This is a genomic window from Chryseotalea sp. (assembly GCF_057350905.1).
Genome location: NZ_JBMRCF010000001.1, coordinates 73,083 through 92,842, shown reverse-complemented (window position 1 = coordinate 92,842; position 19,760 = coordinate 73,083). Strand labels below are relative to the sequence as shown.

The window sequence follows — 19,760 nt, the reverse complement described above, 5'->3', positions numbered from 1 at the left end:
GACTCTGAGAATCAAAGTAAGTCCATATCAAGCTCAAAGTTCCCTCCAGGTAACTCTGAGTAGGGTAAATTATGAATTAGAGTAGATAACATAGCGAGCAAGATAATATGAAGGATAATGAAAAAATAAATGATTTTCTAGGCAGAAACTTAGATCCATTGGTAAACCCTGACTTTGGAAGCCAAAATTTTAAAGACATTTTGGTTATCTTCAGTGAACTTCGTGATCTAATCACTGAAATGATCAATATTGGAGTTAATATAAGTCTTCCAAGAGGCATAGAAGAAAGGATCATCTACTTTGCCTCACAATGGAATTCACACCATAATAATATTAGAAAATATAACTTTGTTGAAGACGCCAGAAATGGATTCGCTCAAAGACAACAAATTTTGAATTCGGTTATTAGCTGGCATAACTCATGTTTAATTGGAGCAGACCCACAACAAAGCAATAATCCAAACAATTTTTTTTCAATTTACAGCACAGTAAAGTCTCTAGCAAACAAGGATATTGAAGGTGACAGAATTCGTCTTAATGAGTTAATTGCTGATTTTGAACGAAAGAAAAAAGATGTTGACGAAATAACAAATGAGTTAAGGAAAAAATCCAGTGAAGAAACGATTTCCGATTATGCTCAAATATTTAGAAGCGCTGCGGACGGCCATTCTTCTTTTGGATTAAAAGGAGGGATAAAACTTGGATCAGCAGAAAAGTGGCTTACACTAGGTATTGTAATGATAATTGTTTTTGCATTGACCATCAATAAATTAAATGATTGGCTGGGAATAAGCTACACCACAAGTGAGCCAGGATTATTGACAATACAAATAATAAGTAGACTGTTAGTAATCTCAATCTGGGTTTATGTGATCTCATTCTGTTTAAAGCAATACTCTGTTAACAAGCATTTGGCAACATTAAATCGGCATAGGCAGAACACATTAAATTCATATAAACTATTCTTACAAAGTATTGATCCGACTGACGGGATTACAAAGAATGCATTAATGATGGAGGTGGCTAAATCTATTTATGAGCATGGTAACACTGGACATTTATCGAGTAAGGCATCAGACAATAGCCCATCCATTATAGAGTTGACAAGATTTATTAATCAAACAAGTAAGTGAGCCAATGCTCCTAATTTCCTCCTTCCTCTCAGACTCAAGCATCTCGCTTGTGCCACTATCAATTAACTAACATTCATAAGATCAGAAGTACTTAAAACAGAAAAGCACAAGCGAGACGCTTGCGCTTGTGTAAAAGGGAAAAGGAAACTTACTTCTTCGACTTAGTTGGTATTAACAATTCTGATATATCCACATCAAGAGTAATTGCCATTTGACGAAGAAACTTTAATGAAGGCTGAGTTTCGTTATTACAAATTCGTGTGATTGTATTAGGGGTTTTCTTAACCATCTTAGCAAAATCCTTTTGACTTATTTCCTTTTCGGTTAGCACGACCTTCAAACGATTTATTTTAACCTTATCTGCCATTTCCAGTAATTAATCTGATTCACAAATTACTGAATCCTGATATGACTATCATATCTAAATGTTTGAGTTTCAATCGTTTAAAAGATTATAATAACCATAAAACGAATTTATATAATCTTATTATGAAATATAATCACCATTTTATGTATGTTTAATCATTCAAAAATATTTAGCTATGAAACTCAAAAACCTCAAAACCCGACTCATTAAGCTGCCAACCAACATCGAACTCACACTCTACCTGATCAGACAGGATCTGAAATCAACCAAACTTGCTAACGGTCTTGCAGCCATTGGTTTTTCAGACAGTTTATTTGAAACCTACTACGGCAGTCTTGTACTCTCCTACCTGGGCTTTGCAGAAAATGATGATGCCACACATAAATTGTATTTTGAGCTGCTGGATAAATACAGCAACAAGATTGATTCAAGCAACGAAACGTTGATGAAGTATACCATGAAAATATATGTGGAACTGCAAATTGCTAAAAAGGCTAAAGAAAAGTTGAAGGTGTTGAAGTGAGATTGCACCCTCTCCTTCTCAGCGTCACTTAGCAAGCACATGTAAGTATAATTTTTATAATGTGTTGGCGAACGTATGGCTCACTTGTGCCTCATTAGCATCCATCTATTGTCTCGCACAGGCATACCCACAGGCTGAAGACTTGCACTAGGTTGAAGCTGAAATTTTCAATGTATTCGAAAAAAACTATGCGTTGTCGGTATGAAAGACATCGATTACTGATAGGGACAGCTTTGCTTTTGTATACACCGCAGTAGCTCATTCACTTTAGCAATTTCGGCACATTTGCTCATCACGCTTTTGTCTACTTTTGAACGAACTTAAAATCATTCAAATGATGAAATCAATTTCGCCTACTATTTTTGTCAACGACATCAAAGCCACCATCACCTTTTATTCAAAGCTGGGCTTTACGCTAGCCGATGAAGTGGCCACACCTGATGGTGAGAAAATATTTGCCCTGATGAAGAACGGAAGTGTTACTTTTATGTTTCAAACCCTTGCCAGCATTGAAGGCATGCACCCGATGGTAAGTCGTAGTAACGGTGGATCACTCCTTTTATATATCAGTGTCGATAACATTCACCAATATTATGATCAGATCAAAGGCAAGGTAGATGGGCTCACCGAGCTGAACAAAACTTTTTATGGTGCTACTGAATTTTCACTCATCGACAATAATAATTATCTATTAACTTTCGCAGAACATGAGTAAAGAGGAACTCAATCCGCTGGAAGTTACGCCAGAAGAAGTAAGGAAACTGCGCGCACATAAAATCAAGAAGGGTGAAATCCATCTGCACACAGTAGAAACTTTACAAAAATTGCTCAACACATCCAAGATCAGAGCGATGGAACTCTTTGCACTTTCCCAGTTTCAGAGCCTCCCCTCTATAGGAATACGTTTTGCACACGACCTCATCGGGATGGGCTATTATTCATTACATGATTTGAAAAGAAAAGACGGAGCAAAACTTACCGATCAATACGAAAAGCAAATGGGTGTTTGGGTAGATCCGTGTGTGGAAGACCAGTTTCGGCTTGTGGTGCATTTTGCCAATCACCCGGATAGCAAACTCAACTGGTGGAACTTTACACCCGAACGCAAAGCCTTTCGTGAAAAGAACGGCTATCCTGCTAATCGACCAAAGAAGCCATGGTTTGAGTTACCTCAATACCAGACGGCCAAAAAAATACCCGCTACGCATGAGTCTACACAGAAGGATTTACATAAAAAGTTAAAGCTGGCATTGGCCTATATGGTCAAACATCCTGAAAAAAGTATGACCATCGCCCAATTGGCGAACTTAGCACACCTCTCCCAATATCATTTCATCCGCTGCTTTCGAAGTGCCTACGAACTTACCCCGCTGCAATACCTCACGCGAATACGATTAAAGAAAGCATCACTATTATTAAAAAAGACAAATACTTCCATAGGCAATATTGTGCCTGAATGCGGTTTTGAAAATGAAAGTGCATTCATCCGCTTGTTCAAAAAAGAATTTAGAATGACCCCCATGGCTTATCGGAAGGCCTTTAGTAAAAAGAAGTTATAGTTACGCTGCTCTTGTTGGTGCTGTTCGTCAGTATTACTTGCGTTTTTCCTCTTAAGCGCCATGTCTAGTCCTAAAACAGGTTTACACAAAACTTAAAACAGGACAAAATGGAACACAAAATTGAAGTAAGGCAACAGTACGATGAATCATTCAAGCTCAAAGTTCCCTGCGGATAACGCTTAGTAAAGTATTTTTTTATGATCCTTTTGGGCTACTGACACGAAAGCTTTTGAGTGAGAATTTTGTTTCATGAAAGGTTACAAAAAAGTTCTTAAACTATCGCTGACCATTTTAGCCTGCGTTGTTCTGGTATTGATCGCTTCAGTGTATGGGATTAGTGAATACAAACTTCGGAAGGAACATGAAGTGAATGACTACAGTTCGCCCGGTTTTGTATCAGATAGTGTTGCAGTCCTGCGAGGTGAGTATCTATCAAGTGTTACCAATTGTACCCTTTGCCATGGAAACGACCTTGGGGGCGCAATTTATTACGAGGGTTTTCTTGGAAGAATCATCGGGCCCAACCTAACGCAGGGGAAAGGCTCCGCGGTAAAAGGATATACCGATGAAGACTGGATCAGGTCGATCAAGCGAGGTGTTGATAGAAACAAGCGATCCTTACTCGTCATGCCAAGTGAAGTGTATGTTAAGTTGAGCACTGAAGATGCAAACGCTTTGATAGCCTACCTGAAACAAGTTTCACCTGTCAATCGAAACTTAGGAAAATCCGAACTTGGGTTTGCTGCGAGAGCCTTGGTTACAATCGGAAAATTACCCTTGCTTGCTGCTGAGAAGGTAAAAATAACAGACGCTGAGAATCCTTCTATTGCAGACTCTACGGTAACCGGAAGTTATCTAATGGAAATATACAGTTGTAAATCATGTCACAAAAAGGATCTATCTGGAGGAAAGCAAATGGGAATTCCTGGTGCTCCGCAATCGACTAACCTCACGCCTGCTGAGATTGGCCATTGGACGAAAGAAGACTTTGCAACAGCGGTAAGGACTGGAATACGACCAGATGGTAAAAAGCTTAATGATATAATGCCATGGAGGAATTATTCGCAACTGACCAACGAAGAAATTGATGCCATGTGGATTTATCTCCGGGGACTTCCTCCAACGCCCAGTAAAAAAAACAATTAACGGCCTAAAACATATAAAGACTTCTAAATGAACAGTATGAAAAGACAACGAGTGACTTTAGTTACCGGAGCAACGGATGGAATTGGACGCGCAGTTGCAATAAGTCTAGCCGCAGAGGGTTGCACAGTCATTGTGTGTGGCCGAAATAAGCAACGAGCAAAAGAAGTTTTAGACTTACTCTTTCATCACAATCCAGCAGGCAAACATATCTTCATTTGTGCTGACCTTTCTCTGATGGCTGATACTGCGCGTGTCGCTCAAGAGGTTAAGGTTGCCACTGAAAGGTTAGATTCAATTATATTTTGTGCAGGCAATATATCGTTTATACCTTCTTGGACATCCGAAAATCTTGAGCGAAGCTTTGCACTCAACTATCTTTCACGCTATTTACTTTCACGGTTGCTGCTACCCATGATCAATAATTCAAATACTGGTGCTTTGATTTATGTAGCAAACCCAGGTGTTTACGATGATACATTGAATTTTGATGACTTACAATATAGAACTGGCAAACGAGGATTGCGCGTTGCCGCTCGCGCACAAGTAGCAAACGATCTGTTTACACTGGAATTGGCAGATAGGGTAAAAGGTACTTCTACATTGGTTGCATGTGTGTGGCCGGGAATTGTTAATTCCGAAATCTTCCAGCATGGCGTTGGCATCAACCCTTTTCTTCGAGGATTGATGAAACTCGTGCAGCGTATTATAGGAATTTCGGTTTCACAAGCTGCGATCACACCAACGGTGCTGTCGCAGCGAGAGTTCGGTGAAATACTTCCACCAACAAACTTCTTCGGACCAAACATGAAACCGAAATATATCCGCCAAGCAAAGATAAATTCGAAAAGGCGAAAACAGCTTTGGGATGCAAGCGAATCTATAATTGAAGGCTATTTGAGTTCAAAGAATGTATAATGTTTTATAGTTTGAATTTCTTAGTATCCGCTTTGAATCTCAAATCAAGTGAAGACTTCTTGCGTATCGGGTAAGCTCCCGGCTATTGTTCACCTGCGCTTTTTTAAACATATTCTGTTTATGATTTTTTACCGTGAAAACGCTTATTGAAAGTGCCTCTGAGATGCTAATAGTATCAAGACCCTTGTCCAGTAGCTTGATAATTTCTAGCTCTCTCGTTGAAAATGGCTTGGTATTATCACGAAAAAAAAACTCATAAACCCGAATCATTCGATTGCCAGCAAAGCGTTTGTATACTTCAAGTTTTACAGGACTCTTCTCATCCTTACACTTGCTATAAATGTTAAAATAGGTAAGTGTACTACTCGGAGTTCGCAAGCAGACCTTTTCATCATGCACAATAATATAATTGCCGTCCAACATCCGTACTCGATAAGTAAAGATCACTTTTTTCTCAACTGGTGAAATGTCTGAAAACTCCTGCAGTTTTGTGAGGCCAAGCTTTACATGTTCTAGGTCTTCAGGGTGGATGATTGAAATCAGATTTTCTAAAGAAAACGATTCAAGTATTTCTTTTGAATATCCAAACAGGTTGACAGCGTTTGCACTGGCATACTTAAAAATTTTGTGATGTTCTTGGCACAACAATACCACCTTATCCGGATAAAGCTGCTCAAGCATGTGTGCACACTGTAAAATTAAATCGATATCTTGATCAGACTCAATCATGGGGTTCGCAACTTTTTCTAGGCTCAACACCCGCGCCACGCTATTTTTTACCGCCCTGGATTCTGGTGCTATAGACTTTTGCATAATTGTTTATGATTATCAGCTAAAATAAAATTTGAGAACGGATTAATGCACTTAAAGGTTATACTATCATTCTGTCATAATATCGGAATTACCAGGTTACCCATAGCGTAAAGAGCTTGTATCAATCTTTGACCAACTGACTTATTTTATTAAAAATTGATTTGACCAATAAGCGATAGTACAGTGATGTTAAAAATTTCACCAGGGATCACCAGTCAAAATTAGTTGATCGATGGAAATATCAACATAACTATACTTCAATCGCCATAAGAAACATTGACGACATTAAGATCCGAACCCTTCAAGTGCTTTGACCTAACGACAGCCACTCAACCTACAACAAGTAAGACGGGCCACGAAACAGATATTCTTCATTGTTAAACACATTCACCAGAACGCTGAATCGTCCCCTGTATAGATTTTGACAAAATACTTCTATAAACAAGAGTTCTTCTATAGTACAAAAGAACTATTTTTTAAAGTTTGTACTCTTGTTAGTGTTGTATGTATGTATTGGCAAACCTCAGGCGCATCGCTTATGCCACTATCAATTAACTTAAAGCACAGTATCCAAAACAATATCCTTCTACGCGTATCCTGGCAAGAGTGAACGATGGGTGTAAAGACTCTTAGAATCCATGCTTGTCAGGCCAAAATTCCTTACGGATAACTCTACGTAGGCTAAGAATCTACTCATTGCTATTGTTTATATTTTTATCTCTGCCAGTGCAAATTTCTAAAAAGGGATCGTTCCAGAATAGGCATAAAGTACTAATGCTTATTTTAGTTGAAAGGTGGGTATACAGTTAATTATTATTAATTTCATTAAATCATTTCAAAAACCCGCTTAGAAACACAAAAAGTTGTTAAGATTAACATCAACTATTTAAAAATGACCATAATCACTATTTTGATATTAAACACAATCCAATTGTATGCTTGCTCCTTATTCAGTTTATAAGTATTTAATGGCAAGTTTAATGATATGTTTTATGGTATTGGCCTGTAAAAAATCCAATTTTTCGTACCAATATCAAAAACCAACGGTAGAAGATAAAGCTACTTCTCGAATACATTTTATTTCGTTTAAGGCAACTGCCAGATATGATAGTTCGACCCTTATTGAACAACTTGATTTAAGGGAAGTAGCTGGATCATTTAAAAAAACATTCATACAATCTCAATCCTCCAATCGTTTGGAAATTAAATTTCTGGACGCTGTTGAAAAAGAACTGGGTTCATATGCCATTGATCATCCGCTATTCAAGAATGTTGAATACCAGGATGACAAGGGTCAACTTGTAGTAAAATTAATTAAATTACAAAAAGAAGAATTTTTCATTAGGGTTACCCTTCCCAACAATACAGCATTGTTGCGTATAGATGAAATCAAACAAAACAAAGTTGTTGATCAAACTTTTTTCAAACTGAAATAATATGCCATTCTGTAAGCTAAAGTTCATACTGATTATATGCCTTGTTCTACGAGTTATAATGGCAAGTGGTCAGACTTTTTCAGTGGATACACTATTTAAAAATGGAGATCTTCAAAACCAAATCAATATTGTTTTCTTAAGTGATGGCTATCAACAAACGGAGATGGACAAGTACATAACAGATGTTAACTTAATGTTATCGTCTATGTTCGACCAAGTACCTTTTAAAAATTACAAGAACTATTTCAATGCTTTCGCTATAAAAGTTCCCTCACTAGAATCTGGTGCTATGCATCCTCAAAATACCACTGATCCTGATTGTGCCGTTGTACCTATAGCACCAACCATTAATAATTATTTTGGCAGTACTTTCGACTATGCTGGAATCCATCGATTATTAGTAATCACTAAACCTAGTGCTGCTGCTTTAATTTTGGCCAATCAATTTCCTCAATATGACTTAGTGTTTGTATTGGTTAATAGTCCATATTACGGAGGCTCAGGTGGAGCTATCGCCACCTCATCTACTCATGACATTGCTTCCGAAATTAGTATTCACGAAATAGGTCATTCATTTGCACTTTTAGCTGACGAGTATTGGGCTGGATCCAGCTATGCAGCAGAGAAACCAAATCTAACCCAGCAAAGTAGTCCATCAATGATAAAATGGAAAAACTGGCTGAACATCAAAGGGATCGGGATTTATCCACATGCTGAGTCACCTTCTTGGTATCGGCCTCATCAGATGTGTAAAATGCGATCATTAGGAAATCCGTTTTGCAGTGTTTGTACAGAGAATTTTGTAGAGCGAATACATTTATTGACCAGCCCTATCATATCATTTGAACCAAAAACTGATAACTTAGATTTAGGAGATACCGATCTGCAATTCAAACTTTTTACGCTCAAGCCAGACCCCAACACGTTAAAAATTGAATGGAAAAAAGCCAATACGGTTATCGGCAAAAATGTTGAATCAATTACTGTGCCTGTGAGTGATTTCAATGCTGAGGTGACCACTATCACGGCTACAGTAATTGACACAACAGCGCTCACTAAGAACGCTAATCATCTAACTACGCATCTTTATTCAATTCAATGGACAGTAAGAGCAGATAATATTGTTACTGAGGTAACTTCATTGCAGCAAGAATTTCAGGTAAAGGTTTTTCCTAACCCTATTAAACTTCAACTGAGCTTTACTTTTGCAATTCCAACTTCGGGTAGCGTGTCAGTTGTATTAACAGATATAAACGGGACAGTAACAAAGACATTAGTAAATGAACACATGAAGGCGGGGGAACACGCATATCAATTTACAGCCTCCGAAGTGATTCCTGTTCCAGGCATATACTTTCTAAATTTTAACCTGAATGGCAATTTAATTACTCAAAGAGTTATTCGAGAGTAGATAAATGATAATACAAATTATTTTCAGGCTCCAATTAATATCCTGCTTACCAACAAGCTAACATAATATAACTCTTCTCAGCAACCCCTTCAGGCGCAAGCATCTAGCTTGTGCCACCGTCATTTAAATAAAATTCATAAGATCAGAAGCACATAACATAGAAAAGCACAAGCGAGAAGCTTGCGCTTGTGTAAGAGGGAACAAAAAAGAGAACTCACTTTTTCAATTTAGTTTGTCTTAACAATTCTGAAATATCCTTCGCCCTTGTTGGCTTTGCACGATGGGATTGGTGGGGAAGATCACCAACAAGTTCCTTTGACAAAATTGTAAAGCTTTTCATTAATTTTATGTTCAATGAAAGAACAACTCGTTTTCTCAAAGGAACATCCGGAGTTTACAACCATTACCTGTTTGGAATGGACGCATATTTTAAAAGAAAACAAGTTCAAAATATTATTAATAATAGTCTAAACCATTTGAGTATAACGAAGCGGGTAGCCATTTATGGATTTGTTATTATGTCGAATCATTTTTACATGATATGGCAAATGTTAGGAGATAATAAAAGACCAGATGTACAGCGGAATTTTTGAAGTTTACAAGTCAGCAGGTAATAAAAGTATTAAAAGCTGAAAAATATCACTTACTTGGCAGCTTACTCGTTAATGCGAAGGACAGTAAGTAACAACTATGGGAACGAAACTCGTTGGGAATTCTCTTGTGGACAGCAGATGTTTTTGAGCAAAAGTTAGCTTACATTCATGATAACCCTGTAAAGGCCGGGCTTTGTGAATTACCTGAAAGTTATAAATACTCAAGCGCTCTATTTTATGAAAAAAAATGAAAAGAGTTGGCCACTTTTATCACATCATGAGGGTTGAATAAAAGAAGTAAGCTTAATGTTGAACTGAGTATATACGTGCTACACAACAATAAACATGAATGAATCAGGATTGGCGGGTAGGATCAACAACAAGTTTACTTACCCCTTTCACTTCTTCTCAGCGACACTTGGTAAGTGTGCAGTACACACGGGAAATCAGCTAAGCATTTACAAGCTAAGTAAATAAAAAAGCGCCAGCCAGTGGCCAGCGCTTGTCTAAAATACCATATACGTTACAAATCTTCTTATTCGCTTCTAAGCGAATCGGTAGGATTACTCATCGCTGCACGCAAGGCTTGTGTACTTACAATCAATAGCGCCAATATAAGCGCAACACCTCCAGCTGCCAGTAAAATCCATCCGGAAATATCCACACGATATGGATAGCGCTCCAAGTAATTTGTCAGTACCCACCAGCCTATAGGTGAAGCAATAAAAAATGCCATAAACACCAGTTTTGAAAAATCGCTGCTTATTAAAATAACAATACTGCTAACGGTGGCACCCAATACTTTACGAATGCCGATCTCTTTGGTACGCTGCTCAGCCATAAAGGCGGCTAAGCCCAACAAACCAAAACAAGTAATGATAATAGCCAGGGCAGCAAAGATGAAAGAAAGTTTACTCACTAAATTAAGGGAGGAAAACTTCCCTTGAAAATCAGTATCTGCAAAACGAAACTCGAATGGATACGCTGGATTTAATTTTTTAAACACTTGCTCAACCTGATCAATAGATGCCGACATATCCTTGGTTGGCTTTAGTCTAAGTGTAATCGTACTTGTCCAACTCGGATCAAAAATCATTACCAAAGGTTCCACAGGTTGATAGGGAGAGTCCATGACAACGTTGGCAGTAACACCAATGATCTCATGAGGTTCCCTGTTGTAAATTAACTTTTGTCCGATCGGATCTTTCATTCCCATAAAATCAGCAGCCGCCTGGTTAATGATTACAGACATCGAATCACTTGGAAAGTCACGTGAGAAGTCGCGGCCCGCAACCATTTTTACACCCATCGTTTCGATGTAATCGTATTCAGTAGCAATGGTTGAAAAAGAAACGCGCTCTTCTGTATTCATTCCCTCCCATTTTACTTCGTTGCTGGTAAAAATAGAAGTAATGGGGCTATTGCTTTTACAAACTGACTGAACAACACCTGTATTAACCAAGGCTTGCCTGATGGTCTGGAAATTTCTTTCTAATTCATTATTAGTCCATATCTGCATCAGGTTTTCACGATCATAGCCAATATCCCTGTTTTTAACATGCATAATCTGCTGGTAGATGGTAAGTGTACCAATGATGAGAAATATCGAAAAGCCAAACTGAAGTGTTACCAATACTTTGCGTGGTGTGCTGGCGCCTTTTCCTATGTTCACTTTTCCTTTCAATACTTTTACTGGCTTAAAAGAAGATAGATAAAATGCCGGATAGCTTCCTGCAATTACGCCTGTAACAAAAATGATAGCCAGGCCAGAGAGCCAAAACATAGGATTGCCATAATCAAGTACAATGTTTTTACTTACCAGGGTGTTGTAAAAGGGTAGTGCAATTTCTACCAGCACAATTGCCAATAGAAATGAAAGAAATGTAATAGCCAATGATTCTCCGAGGAATTGAAATATCAATTGTTTTCTTCTGGAGCCTACACTTTTGCGAATGCCTACCTCACGCGCACGGTTCTCGCTGCGGGCAGTAGCCAAATTCATAAAGTTGATGCACGCAATGATCATAACAAAAACGGCAATTATCGTAAACAACTGCACGTATTCAATCATACCGCCTGTGTTCTTTCCGTTTTCGAAAGTAGAGTATAGGCGCCACTTACTCATGGGGTGAAGGAAAAGCTGAGCTGTTGGTGCTTTCGGATTATTATCTTTTATGATATCTTTTATACTATTGGTTACACTCGCCTGTGTTGCATTGGGCTGAAGCTGTACATACATCTGAAATGAGTTATTATTCCAGTTATCTGATGAATTACGTACCCAAGGTTGTGTGGCTACATAATAAGCAAATGGGAGTACGTAATCAAAATCAAAAAACGATTGTCTTGGCAAATCTTGCACCACGCCTGTCACTTTTAATTCACGACCATTATCAACTTGTATCAATTGGTTAAGCGCTTCTTGCTCACCAAAAAGTGCCTTGGCGGTAGACTCAGTAATAACAATAGAATTAGGATCCTGCAGGGCTGTAGCAGAATCGCCCTTTATCATGTGATAACTAAACATGTTAAAGAAGTCTTCTGTTGCACTAATGCCGAATTTAGATATACGCTTTTCCCCCACCTGCAGCATGTTGCCTTCGCCCCAGTTGGTCATAACCAGGTATTTAACTTCGTTTGTTTTGTTGAGCAAGGTTTCTTTGAGCGGATACGGCATGGAGGTACTTGTACCGATACCCTGTGCCCACTGTTGAGACTGATACAGTTTGTAAATACTGTTGTAATTCTTATGAAAACGATCATATGAATATTCATCGGCCACCCACAGTAATATTAAAATACTGGAAGCAATACCAATGGCTAAACCACCAATATTGATAAATGTGTAAGAAGGATTCTTGATGAGACTCCTTACTGCTATTTTGAAATAGTTTAGTAACATGGTGTTTTGCTTAATAAAACTTTAACACTTTAACATTCTAACGCTCTAACACTTTAACACTTTCATTCGTTTCTCAAAGAATTCACTGGATTGTTAATGGCTGCCTTCACAGACTCAAAACCTACAGCAAACCAGGCAATAAAAAAGGAGACCAAACCGGCTACTATAAAAATCCACGCACTCATTTCCACCCTGAATGAAAAGGTCTGTAACCATTCGCTCATCAGATAATAACTAATGGGTACAGCAATGAAAAAGGCAATGGCTACCAATTTTAAAAAGTCGGTTGAGAGCATGCCCACAATGCTGGCAATAGAAGCGCCCATTACCTTGCGAATACCAATCTCCTTTGTTTTTCTCTCGGCTACATAAATAGATAGTCCATACAAGCCTAAGCATGAAATAATAATAGCAATGGAAGTGAATGAAGTGATCATCATGGCCATGCGGTTATCCGCTTCATATTGTTGCTTTACCTGCTGACTTAATAACATACTTTCAAAAGGCGTGTTTGGGTTCAGGTCTGTCCACGTTTCTTGTACTTTTTCCATAAATGATTCGTAGTTACCCGCTGCAATACTGGTTGTAACGAAAACATATTCATTACGGGAAGCAGGCACCTGAAAAACAAGAGGCTCTATTTTTCGGTGAAGCGACATTTGATGGAAGTTCTCCACAACACCCACAATTTCATGCGCTTTAATCTTTCCACGCCACTCTGTATATAAGGTTGCACCAATGGCTTCGGCCAATGGGATTCCCATTTGCTTCAGACTTTCTTCATTTACCAATACATTCACTTTTTCAGCACTCCAGGATGCGGAGTCGCTGCTATAAATAAACTCGCGTCCGGCTACTAATTTAATTCCTAAAGTTTTAAAATACTCTTCATCATTAAACACAACAAAATGGTGGACAGCCTCCTGCATGGAACTTCCCTTTTTATACAAGGAGAAGTCGCGCATCAGGGGTGTGGCTGGCAAACTGGTTGAGGCAGAAACACCGGATACACCGCTCAAATTTTGTAATGCATTTTTTAAGTTGTCGTAAGATTCCTTTGCCTCCACTGTACGCAATGGAATAGTAACATTGTATTCGGGATTAAACCCAAGTGATTGTGATTGAATAAATTTCATCTGCGAATAGATGATCGCCAAGGCTGAAATGAGCGTTATCGATATAACAAATTGCACTACTACCAGCCCTTTGCGCAACCAATTACTTCCACCACCACTCAGGCGTTTATTTTTTAATACAATAGCCGGTTGAAAAGATGATAAGTACAAAGCCGGATAACTGCCGGCACCAATGCCCGTTATTAAGGCGATAACAAAGAGCGATCCCATTAGAAATAATAAATTAATGCCTGTTAAGTTGAGATCTTTTTGTGTAACATAATTAAAAAATGGTAAGGAGATCTGCACTAACATAACCGCCAGCAAAGTTGCCATTAACACCAGCAAAATAGACTCGCCTAAAAACTGGTAAATCAAACTATTGCGTGTAGCGCCCATTGTTTTGCGCACACCCACCTCACCTGCACGCTGGCTTGCTTTAGCAGTAGTCAGGTTCATAAAATTGATGCACGCAATCAGCAGGATAAAAATACCAATGGAAGAGAGAATGTATAAATAAGTGATGTTCCCCTTCTCTCCCAAATCGCCCTGGTAATGCGAGGAGTGTAAATGAATATCGGTGAGTGCCTGCAGGTGAAGTGTTTTGTTCATGCCCATTTCGCGCAACTCCTTACCACCATTTTTTTCCAGAAGTGTTGCGAGCTTACTTTCTGTTTCGCTAACCGAGGTATGTGCTCTCAGCAACAGATAAGATTGGATAAAGTTCTGGCCTGCCCATGTATTAATACTGCCAATCCATTGTCCCCAGCCCTTACTATTCATGCTCATGTAAAAGTCTGCATCCACATGCGACTTATGTTTAGTGGGTTGCAACACACCACTCACACGAAAAGTATCAACCGAACCACCACTTGTAATCACCAGTAATTCATCAAGGGCAGATGCTTGTCCAAAAAGTTTTTCAGCTACTGGAGCACTCAGCACCACAGAGGATGCCGTGCGAAGTGATGTAGTAGCACTGCCCTCTTTAAAATCATAATTAAAAACCTGGAAGAAGGTAGAGTCTACTAAATAGCCTTTGCGTTCATAAAAAGATCTGTCTTTGTATTGTATCAAATGTTGCTCCACTTCAGGCGGACTTACAACACGCGTTGCTTCTACAACTTCCGGCAAGTTGGCGCGCACGGCCATCGCAATGGGTGGCGATGTGCGTGGGTTGTGCAGATCACCATCGCTGGTTTTAAAAGTACTTGTGATGCGATAAATCTGATCAGCGTGTGCAAAATGCTTTTCGTAACTAAATTCATCCTTTATATAAAGTGCCAATAGTGTACAGCACGCAATACCAATCGCCAGTCCTGCGATGTTAATGATTGAAAAAACTTTGTGTTTAAGAAGATTGCGGACAGCGATGGAGATATAATTTTTGAACATAGTTATGGCTTTGATTTGATCTGTATATCAATCTCAATGCCATTGAAAAAACCTTTGATTTAACGCAGAATCAAACTTTTAGTGAGTTGGATGAATGCGAAAATGGACGCCCCTGTCCGCATCCGGTCGATTTAAAAACAAGGGGAATGCTCAACAATCATTGTCAATGCTAACCCTTTCATTCAATCAATTACAAATCCTTACCACAATGGGGGCAGCGTTTTTCTTTACCTGCCTTATGGCTATTTAAGTGATCAGAAATACCGGCTGATAAAATACCGGCCGGGAGTGCATACATACCCACACCAATGATGGCAATAATACCGGCCAGAAATTTTCCGAGCGTGGTAATGGGCACCATATCCCCATAGCCAACCGTTGTAAGCGTGGCAATGCCCCACCACATGGTAGCCGGAATGCTGGAGAACACATCCGGTTGTGCGGGGCCTTCTACATAAAACATCACTGTAGCAATAATCACCAGCAGAAAAAAGATGAACATGATCACCACCATCAACTGTTCGCGTCTGTCTTTTATTACAGCGAAAATTAAATTCAAGGCCGACAAATAGCGCGCAATTTTAAGCATGCGCAATAACCTGAACAACCTGAAAATTCTTAGCCATCGCAAATCGATCGGTAAAAAATTCAGGTAAAAAGGAAGTATAGAAAATAAGTCAATTAAGCCAGAGCGCGACATGATGTAGCGAAACCTTCCTTTGAGGGGATTTCTGTAGCGGAGCATTTCTGTAGATGTCCATATCCGCAGTACATATTCGATGGAGAAGATGATCACCGAAAAGATTTCAAAATTATCGAAGAAGCGTTGGTAGCGATCATAAAAACGGGGTACGGTTTCCAGTTGTATGGCGGCAATGTTGCAGATGATCAATCCAATAAAAAAATACTCGATTACTCTGGCGCTACGCAAACCAGATACCGCAGGCTCCAGTTGTTCAAAAACTCGTTTCCGAAAGGACATAGGTTAAATCAGGTAAACAACGAATACGTTGATTAAAACTTAAATATAGCCTCTTTTCTATCAAAAAAAGCATGTTAGCCTATTTCAGAAGCCTGTTCAAGTATAGGTCAAATAAAAAATCGAATTAACTTTGCACCCTGTTTGTTAAAACCATATGGCCAAATCAATGCCGTTTAGTTAAGCTTCCATAACCATCCTCTCTTTTGAAGAGGATTGGAGGTGAGCCAGCACGTAGCCGTTATGGCAAAGGCAGGGCCAAAAAAATCGCTTATCTAAATGATATTGTATTGCAAACTGGTAATATCTACTTCTAAAAATTCCGGCACATGTTTGATAATTTAAGTTTAAAACTGGAGAAAGCCTTTCAAACCCTGAAAGGCCAGGGACGCATCACGGAAATCAACGTAGCCTCAACGGTTAAAGAAATACGCAAAGCATTAATTGATGCAGACGTAAACTATAAAGTTGCTAAGGAAGTAACGGACGATATCCGGGAGAAAGCCATGGGGCAAAATGTACTCACGTCCATCTCTCCAGGGCAACTCCTCACAAAAATTACCAACGATGAGCTTACCCATTTAATGGGCGGAGAAAGCGTTGACATTACTATTCAGGGCAATCCGGCCATTATTCTTATTGCCGGTTTGCAAGGTTCCGGTAAAACTACTTTTTCGGGTAAGCTCGCCAGCTATTTAAAAAAGCAAGGCAGGCAGGTACTGCTTACGGCCTGCGATATCTACAGACCAGCCGCCATTAAACAGTTACAAGTACTGGGTGAGCAAATCGGAGTAGACGTTTATGCTGAACCTGAAAATAAGGATGCCGTAAAAATTGCCAAAGCTGCTATTGAGCACGCTAAGAAAAATAATCACCGCATCGTCATTGTCGATACTGCCGGTCGTTTGGCCGTAGATGAGGAGATGATGAAGGAGATCGCCAAATTAAAAGAAGCGCTCGCTCCTTCCGAAACTTTGTTTGTGGTGGATGCCATGACAGGTCAGGATGCGGTAAACACAGCCAAAGCATTTAACGACCGCCTTAATTTTGATGGTGTAGTTCTAACCAAATTAGATGGTGATACCCGCGGTGGTGCTGCCCTTTCTATTCGCAGGGTAGTAGAGAAACCCATCAAGTTCATCAGCATGGGCGAAAAGATGGAGGCATTGGATCGCTTCTATCCTGAACGTATGGCAAGCCGTATTTTGGGCATGGGCGATGTAGTGACACTCGTTGAAAAAGCACAACAAGCCTTTGATGAAGATGAAGCCAAAAGATTAAACGCAAAACTTCGTAAAAACCAATTCGACTTTAACGACTTCCTTACGCAGCTAGAGCAAGTAAAGAAGATGGGTAACATCAAAGACCTGATGAGCATGATACCAGGTGTAGGTAAAGCCATGAAAGGTGTTGATGTAGATGATAATGCATTCAAACCGGTGGAAGCCATCATCAGATCTATGACTTCACAGGAGCGAGAAAATCCGGATGTTATCAATGGCAGCCGAAAAGAGCGCATTGCTAAAGGCAGTGGTACTTCCATCCAGCAGGTAAATCAATTGCTCAAACAATTTAGCGATATGCGTAAGATGATGAAAACAATGAATAAAATGGGTGGTGGCAAGCGTGCCTTAAGCGCATTAAATCCTTTCGGACGATAACATTTTAAACATACCTTCTTCTTTATCATGAAACTAACTGCCCGCTCTGTTCACCGCGACTTTGCTTATTTTTATTTAGGCCTGATCATTGCCTTTTCTTTTTCTGGTATTTTTCTTAACCACAGGCGCGACTGGCACCCAAGGCGCTACACATACAGTGCAACTGAAATCACCATTCCTGCCATTAGCAAACCCGATAGCATTGTAAATGATGCTTACATAGCTGCATTTACAGAAGCGCAGGGTATTAAAGATAATTTGAGAAGATTTACAGTAGACAAAAATCAATTGAGCATCTCGTACGAAAAGCATGATGTTAAAATTGATCTGAGTACAGGCAAAGGAAAAATTGAAGAATACAAAACCACACCCGTGTTGGGACAAATGACCCAGTTGCACGTTGATACCAGCAAATGGTGGATTTATTATTCCGATTTTTTTGGTGTTGCGATGCTGGTCATTGCCTTCACCGGCATGTTTATCCAAAAAGGTGAAAATAGTTTCAGAAGTCGCGGCTGGAAATTAGCCCTAATCGGCATTATTTTCCCACTTATATTTTTATTCCTGCTTTCTTAAGCTAAAAACCCTTCAAATCCGGAAACTTTTATAGGCCTTCAACCGTTCTTAAAATAGTTACAGGTATATAATTAATAAATAGAAAATGCTCCGAACGTTCGGGGCATTTTCGCGTTATACCCATAGTTGAAACTCATTAAAACCTAACATCATGAAAAAACTACTTGCCTTATCATTACTGTTGATGGCTTTTGTAAGCGTAGAAAGCCTGGCACAGGATAAGAAACCTGCCAGCCCTAAAGAAACCGTTGAAGGTACTATTGATGGCACCAAAGTAACCATCGTATACCACCGTCCATCTGTTAAAGGTCGTAAAGTAATGGGCGATCTTGTTCCTTTTGGTCAGGTTTGGAGAACCGGTGCCAATGATGCAACCACCATCACTTTCGACAAAGCCGTTACCATTGAAGGAAAGGCCTTGGCTGCTGGCACTTACAGTCTTTTCACCATCCCTACTGAAAATGAATGGACCATCATTTTCAACAGCGAAGCAAAGCAATGGGGCGCTTACAAGTACAACGATAAAAACGATGTGCTGCGCGTAAATGTGAAGCCTAGCAAAGCCGAATTCACGGAATTGTTTACCATTTCTGTTGATAAAGGTGGAGTAAACATTGTTTGGGAAAATACATCTGCTTCTTTCAAAGTAAAGAAAGGTTAAGCTGATAAAGCGCTAAAAACCCTTGCTAACATCCTTAGCAAGGGTTTTTTATTTTATACGAATGCCAAATTTGCGAAGGCCTGTTTTTTTTACAACCTTTAATAATGGAGGTTTTAGGCCGTTACGATCGCGTTGATTTACCCGGTCTGGGATTAAAAAATATTCATGCTAAAGTAGATACGGGCGCCTACCGGTGTAGTTTACATTGCCAGAGCGCTAAAGTTGTTAATGGCATTCTGGAATTTGTGTTGCTGGACGAGGAGCATCCCGAGTTTACAGGAATGAAGTTTACATCAGACACTTTTCATGAGCGGGATATAAAAAATTCATTTGGTGAAGTGGAGAGACGGTACGTTATTACCACTACCATCAAAATTTTTAACGAAGAAATAACAGCAGAATTTTCTTTAAGCAACCGAGGCTCACTTAAATTCCCGATCTTAATAGGACGAAAAATATTGCAGGCGCGCTACCTGATTGATGTTAAAAAGAAGAATCTCTCTTATAAATCGAAACAACAAGCATTACGCGAAATGCGTGAAAGAAGAATAAAAAAGAAACGCTAACCCCAATCA

The 19,760-nt window shown here is 39.3% G+C and carries 17 protein-coding genes; 12 read left to right on the top strand and 5 right to left on the bottom strand.

The features are described from left to right. Window positions 1-107: 107 nt before the first annotated feature. Window positions 108-1,133, top strand: coding sequence for a hypothetical protein (locus ACO1XM_RS00370; RefSeq protein ID WP_486224965.1), 1,026 nt, complete (start codon window positions 108-110; stop codon window positions 1,131-1,133). Between the two features lie 148 nt (window positions 1,134-1,281). Here ACO1XM_RS00370 and ACO1XM_RS00365 read toward each other — a convergent pair whose 3' ends face one another. After that, on the bottom strand, window positions 1,282-1,500 hold the full coding sequence (locus ACO1XM_RS00365) for a helix-turn-helix transcriptional regulator (RefSeq protein ID WP_486224963.1): 219 nt from the start codon (window positions 1,498-1,500) through the stop codon (window positions 1,282-1,284). 175 nt (window positions 1,501-1,675) lie between these two features. Here ACO1XM_RS00365 and ACO1XM_RS00360 point away from each other — a divergent pair, with 175 nt between their 5' ends. The 5 genes from ACO1XM_RS00360 (at window position 1,676) to ACO1XM_RS00340 (ending at window position 5,643) form a co-directional block, all read left to right on the top strand. Continuing rightward, window positions 1,676-2,023, top strand: coding sequence for a hypothetical protein (locus ACO1XM_RS00360; protein ID WP_486224961.1), 348 nt, complete (start codon window positions 1,676-1,678; stop codon window positions 2,021-2,023). Between the two features lie 334 nt (window positions 2,024-2,357). Next, window positions 2,358-2,738, top strand: coding sequence for a VOC family protein (locus tag ACO1XM_RS00355; protein ID WP_486224959.1), 381 nt, complete (start codon window positions 2,358-2,360; stop codon window positions 2,736-2,738). Then, the gene (locus ACO1XM_RS00350; protein ID WP_486224957.1) at window positions 2,731-3,582 is read left to right on the top strand and encodes a helix-hairpin-helix domain-containing protein; all 852 of its coding nucleotides are present in this window, start codon (window positions 2,731-2,733) and stop codon (window positions 3,580-3,582) included. The genes ACO1XM_RS00355 and ACO1XM_RS00350 overlap by 8 nt, the downstream gene beginning before the upstream one ends. Window positions 3,583-3,831: 249 nt before the next feature. Further along, window positions 3,832-4,728, top strand: coding sequence for a c-type cytochrome (locus ACO1XM_RS00345; protein WP_486224955.1), 897 nt, complete (start codon window positions 3,832-3,834; stop codon window positions 4,726-4,728). A gap of 36 nt (window positions 4,729-4,764) precedes the next feature. Next, window positions 4,765-5,643, top strand: a complete 879-nt coding sequence (locus tag ACO1XM_RS00340; RefSeq protein ID WP_486224953.1) for an SDR family NAD(P)-dependent oxidoreductase — start codon at window positions 4,765-4,767, stop codon at window positions 5,641-5,643. 39 nt (window positions 5,644-5,682) lie between these two features. Here ACO1XM_RS00340 and ACO1XM_RS00335 read toward each other — a convergent pair whose 3' ends face one another. After that, the gene (locus ACO1XM_RS00335) at window positions 5,683-6,456 is read right to left on the bottom strand and encodes a LuxR C-terminal-related transcriptional regulator (RefSeq protein ID WP_486224951.1); all 774 of its coding nucleotides are present in this window, start codon (window positions 6,454-6,456) and stop codon (window positions 5,683-5,685) included. A gap of 935 nt (window positions 6,457-7,391) precedes the next feature. Between ACO1XM_RS00335 and ACO1XM_RS00330 the strand changes: the two genes are divergently transcribed. Both ACO1XM_RS00330 and ACO1XM_RS00325 read left to right on the top strand, forming a co-directional pair. Beyond that, on the top strand, window positions 7,392-7,892 hold the full coding sequence (locus tag ACO1XM_RS00330) for a hypothetical protein (protein WP_486224949.1): 501 nt from the start codon (window positions 7,392-7,394) through the stop codon (window positions 7,890-7,892). Between the two features lie 82 nt (window positions 7,893-7,974). Then, window positions 7,975-9,303: a M64 family metallopeptidase gene (locus ACO1XM_RS00325; protein ID WP_486224947.1), complete on the top strand. Its 1,329-nt coding sequence runs from the start codon at window positions 7,975-7,977 to the stop codon at window positions 9,301-9,303. A 1,128-nt stretch (window positions 9,304-10,431) separates the two neighbouring features. On the opposite strand, the gene ACO1XM_RS00320 is transcribed toward ACO1XM_RS00325, so the two are convergent. The 3 genes from ACO1XM_RS00320 to ACO1XM_RS00310 all read right to left on the bottom strand — a co-directional run bounded on the left by ACO1XM_RS00320 (window position 10,432) and on the right by ACO1XM_RS00310 (window position 16,290). Continuing rightward, a complete protein-coding gene (locus ACO1XM_RS00320; RefSeq protein WP_486224945.1) occupies window positions 10,432-12,798 on the bottom strand; it encodes an ABC transporter permease in 2,367 nt (788 codons plus the stop codon). 62 nt (window positions 12,799-12,860) lie between these two features. Further along, window positions 12,861-15,308, bottom strand: coding sequence for an ABC transporter permease (locus ACO1XM_RS00315; RefSeq protein WP_486224943.1), 2,448 nt, complete (start codon window positions 15,306-15,308; stop codon window positions 12,861-12,863). A gap of 190 nt (window positions 15,309-15,498) precedes the next feature. Then, a complete protein-coding gene (locus ACO1XM_RS00310) occupies window positions 15,499-16,290 on the bottom strand; it encodes an ion transporter (protein ID WP_486224941.1) in 792 nt (263 codons plus the stop codon). Between the two features lie 326 nt (window positions 16,291-16,616). On the opposite strand from ACO1XM_RS00310, the gene ffh reads away from it, so the two are divergent. The 4 genes from ffh to ACO1XM_RS00290 all read left to right on the top strand — a co-directional run bounded on the left by ffh (window position 16,617) and on the right by ACO1XM_RS00290 (window position 19,751). Next, window positions 16,617-17,948: a signal recognition particle protein gene (gene ffh / locus ACO1XM_RS00305; RefSeq protein ID WP_486224939.1), complete on the top strand. Its 1,332-nt coding sequence runs from the start codon at window positions 16,617-16,619 to the stop codon at window positions 17,946-17,948. 27 nt (window positions 17,949-17,975) lie between these two features. Next, on the top strand, window positions 17,976-18,524 hold the full coding sequence (locus ACO1XM_RS00300; RefSeq protein WP_486224937.1) for a PepSY-associated TM helix domain-containing protein: 549 nt from the start codon (window positions 17,976-17,978) through the stop codon (window positions 18,522-18,524). 151 nt (window positions 18,525-18,675) lie between these two features. Next, window positions 18,676-19,185 carry a DUF2911 domain-containing protein gene (locus tag ACO1XM_RS00295; protein WP_486224935.1) on the top strand — a complete coding sequence of 170 codons (510 nt, stop codon included), beginning with the start codon at window positions 18,676-18,678 and terminating at the stop codon, window positions 19,183-19,185. Between the two features lie 104 nt (window positions 19,186-19,289). Next, window positions 19,290-19,751, top strand: coding sequence for an ATP-dependent zinc protease family protein (locus ACO1XM_RS00290; RefSeq protein WP_486224933.1), 462 nt, complete (start codon window positions 19,290-19,292; stop codon window positions 19,749-19,751). Window positions 19,752-19,760 lie beyond the last annotated feature (9 nt).

What these genes read in the sequence shown, in the direction of transcription:
- ACO1XM_RS00345 (WP_486224955.1), top strand. Translation starts at nt 3,832, where the DNA reads ATGAAAGGTTACAAAAAAGTTCTTAAACTATCGCTGACCATTTTAGCC.
- ACO1XM_RS00355 (WP_486224959.1), top strand. Translation starts at nt 2,358, where the DNA reads ATGATGAAATCAATTTCGCCTACTATTTTTGTCAACGACATCAAAGCC.
- ACO1XM_RS00360 (WP_486224961.1), top strand. Translation starts at nt 1,676, where the DNA reads ATGAAACTCAAAAACCTCAAAACCCGACTCATTAAGCTGCCAACCAAC.
- ACO1XM_RS00300 (WP_486224937.1), top strand. Translation starts at nt 17,976, where the DNA reads ATGAAACTAACTGCCCGCTCTGTTCACCGCGACTTTGCTTATTTTTAT.
- ACO1XM_RS00350 (WP_486224957.1), top strand. Translation starts at nt 2,731, where the DNA reads ATGAGTAAAGAGGAACTCAATCCGCTGGAAGTTACGCCAGAAGAAGTA.
- ACO1XM_RS00330 (WP_486224949.1), top strand. Translation starts at nt 7,392, where the DNA reads ATGCTTGCTCCTTATTCAGTTTATAAGTATTTAATGGCAAGTTTAATG.
- ACO1XM_RS00370 (WP_486224965.1), top strand. Translation starts at nt 108, where the DNA reads ATGAAGGATAATGAAAAAATAAATGATTTTCTAGGCAGAAACTTAGAT.
- ACO1XM_RS00315 (WP_486224943.1), bottom strand. Translation starts at nt 15,308, where the DNA reads ATGTTCAAAAATTATATCTCCATCGCTGTCCGCAATCTTCTTAAACAC.
- ffh (WP_486224939.1), top strand. Translation starts at nt 16,617, where the DNA reads ATGTTTGATAATTTAAGTTTAAAACTGGAGAAAGCCTTTCAAACCCTG.
- ACO1XM_RS00290 (WP_486224933.1), top strand. Translation starts at nt 19,290, where the DNA reads ATGGAGGTTTTAGGCCGTTACGATCGCGTTGATTTACCCGGTCTGGGA.
- ACO1XM_RS00340 (WP_486224953.1), top strand. Translation starts at nt 4,765, where the DNA reads ATGAAAAGACAACGAGTGACTTTAGTTACCGGAGCAACGGATGGAATT.
- ACO1XM_RS00365 (WP_486224963.1), bottom strand. Translation starts at nt 1,500, where the DNA reads ATGGCAGATAAGGTTAAAATAAATCGTTTGAAGGTCGTGCTAACCGAA.
- ACO1XM_RS00320 (WP_486224945.1), bottom strand. Translation starts at nt 12,798, where the DNA reads ATGTTACTAAACTATTTCAAAATAGCAGTAAGGAGTCTCATCAAGAAT.
- ACO1XM_RS00295 (WP_486224935.1), top strand. Translation starts at nt 18,676, where the DNA reads ATGAAAAAACTACTTGCCTTATCATTACTGTTGATGGCTTTTGTAAGC.
- ACO1XM_RS00335 (WP_486224951.1), bottom strand. Translation starts at nt 6,456, where the DNA reads ATGCAAAAGTCTATAGCACCAGAATCCAGGGCGGTAAAAAATAGCGTG.
- ACO1XM_RS00310 (WP_486224941.1), bottom strand. Translation starts at nt 16,290, where the DNA reads ATGTCCTTTCGGAAACGAGTTTTTGAACAACTGGAGCCTGCGGTATCT.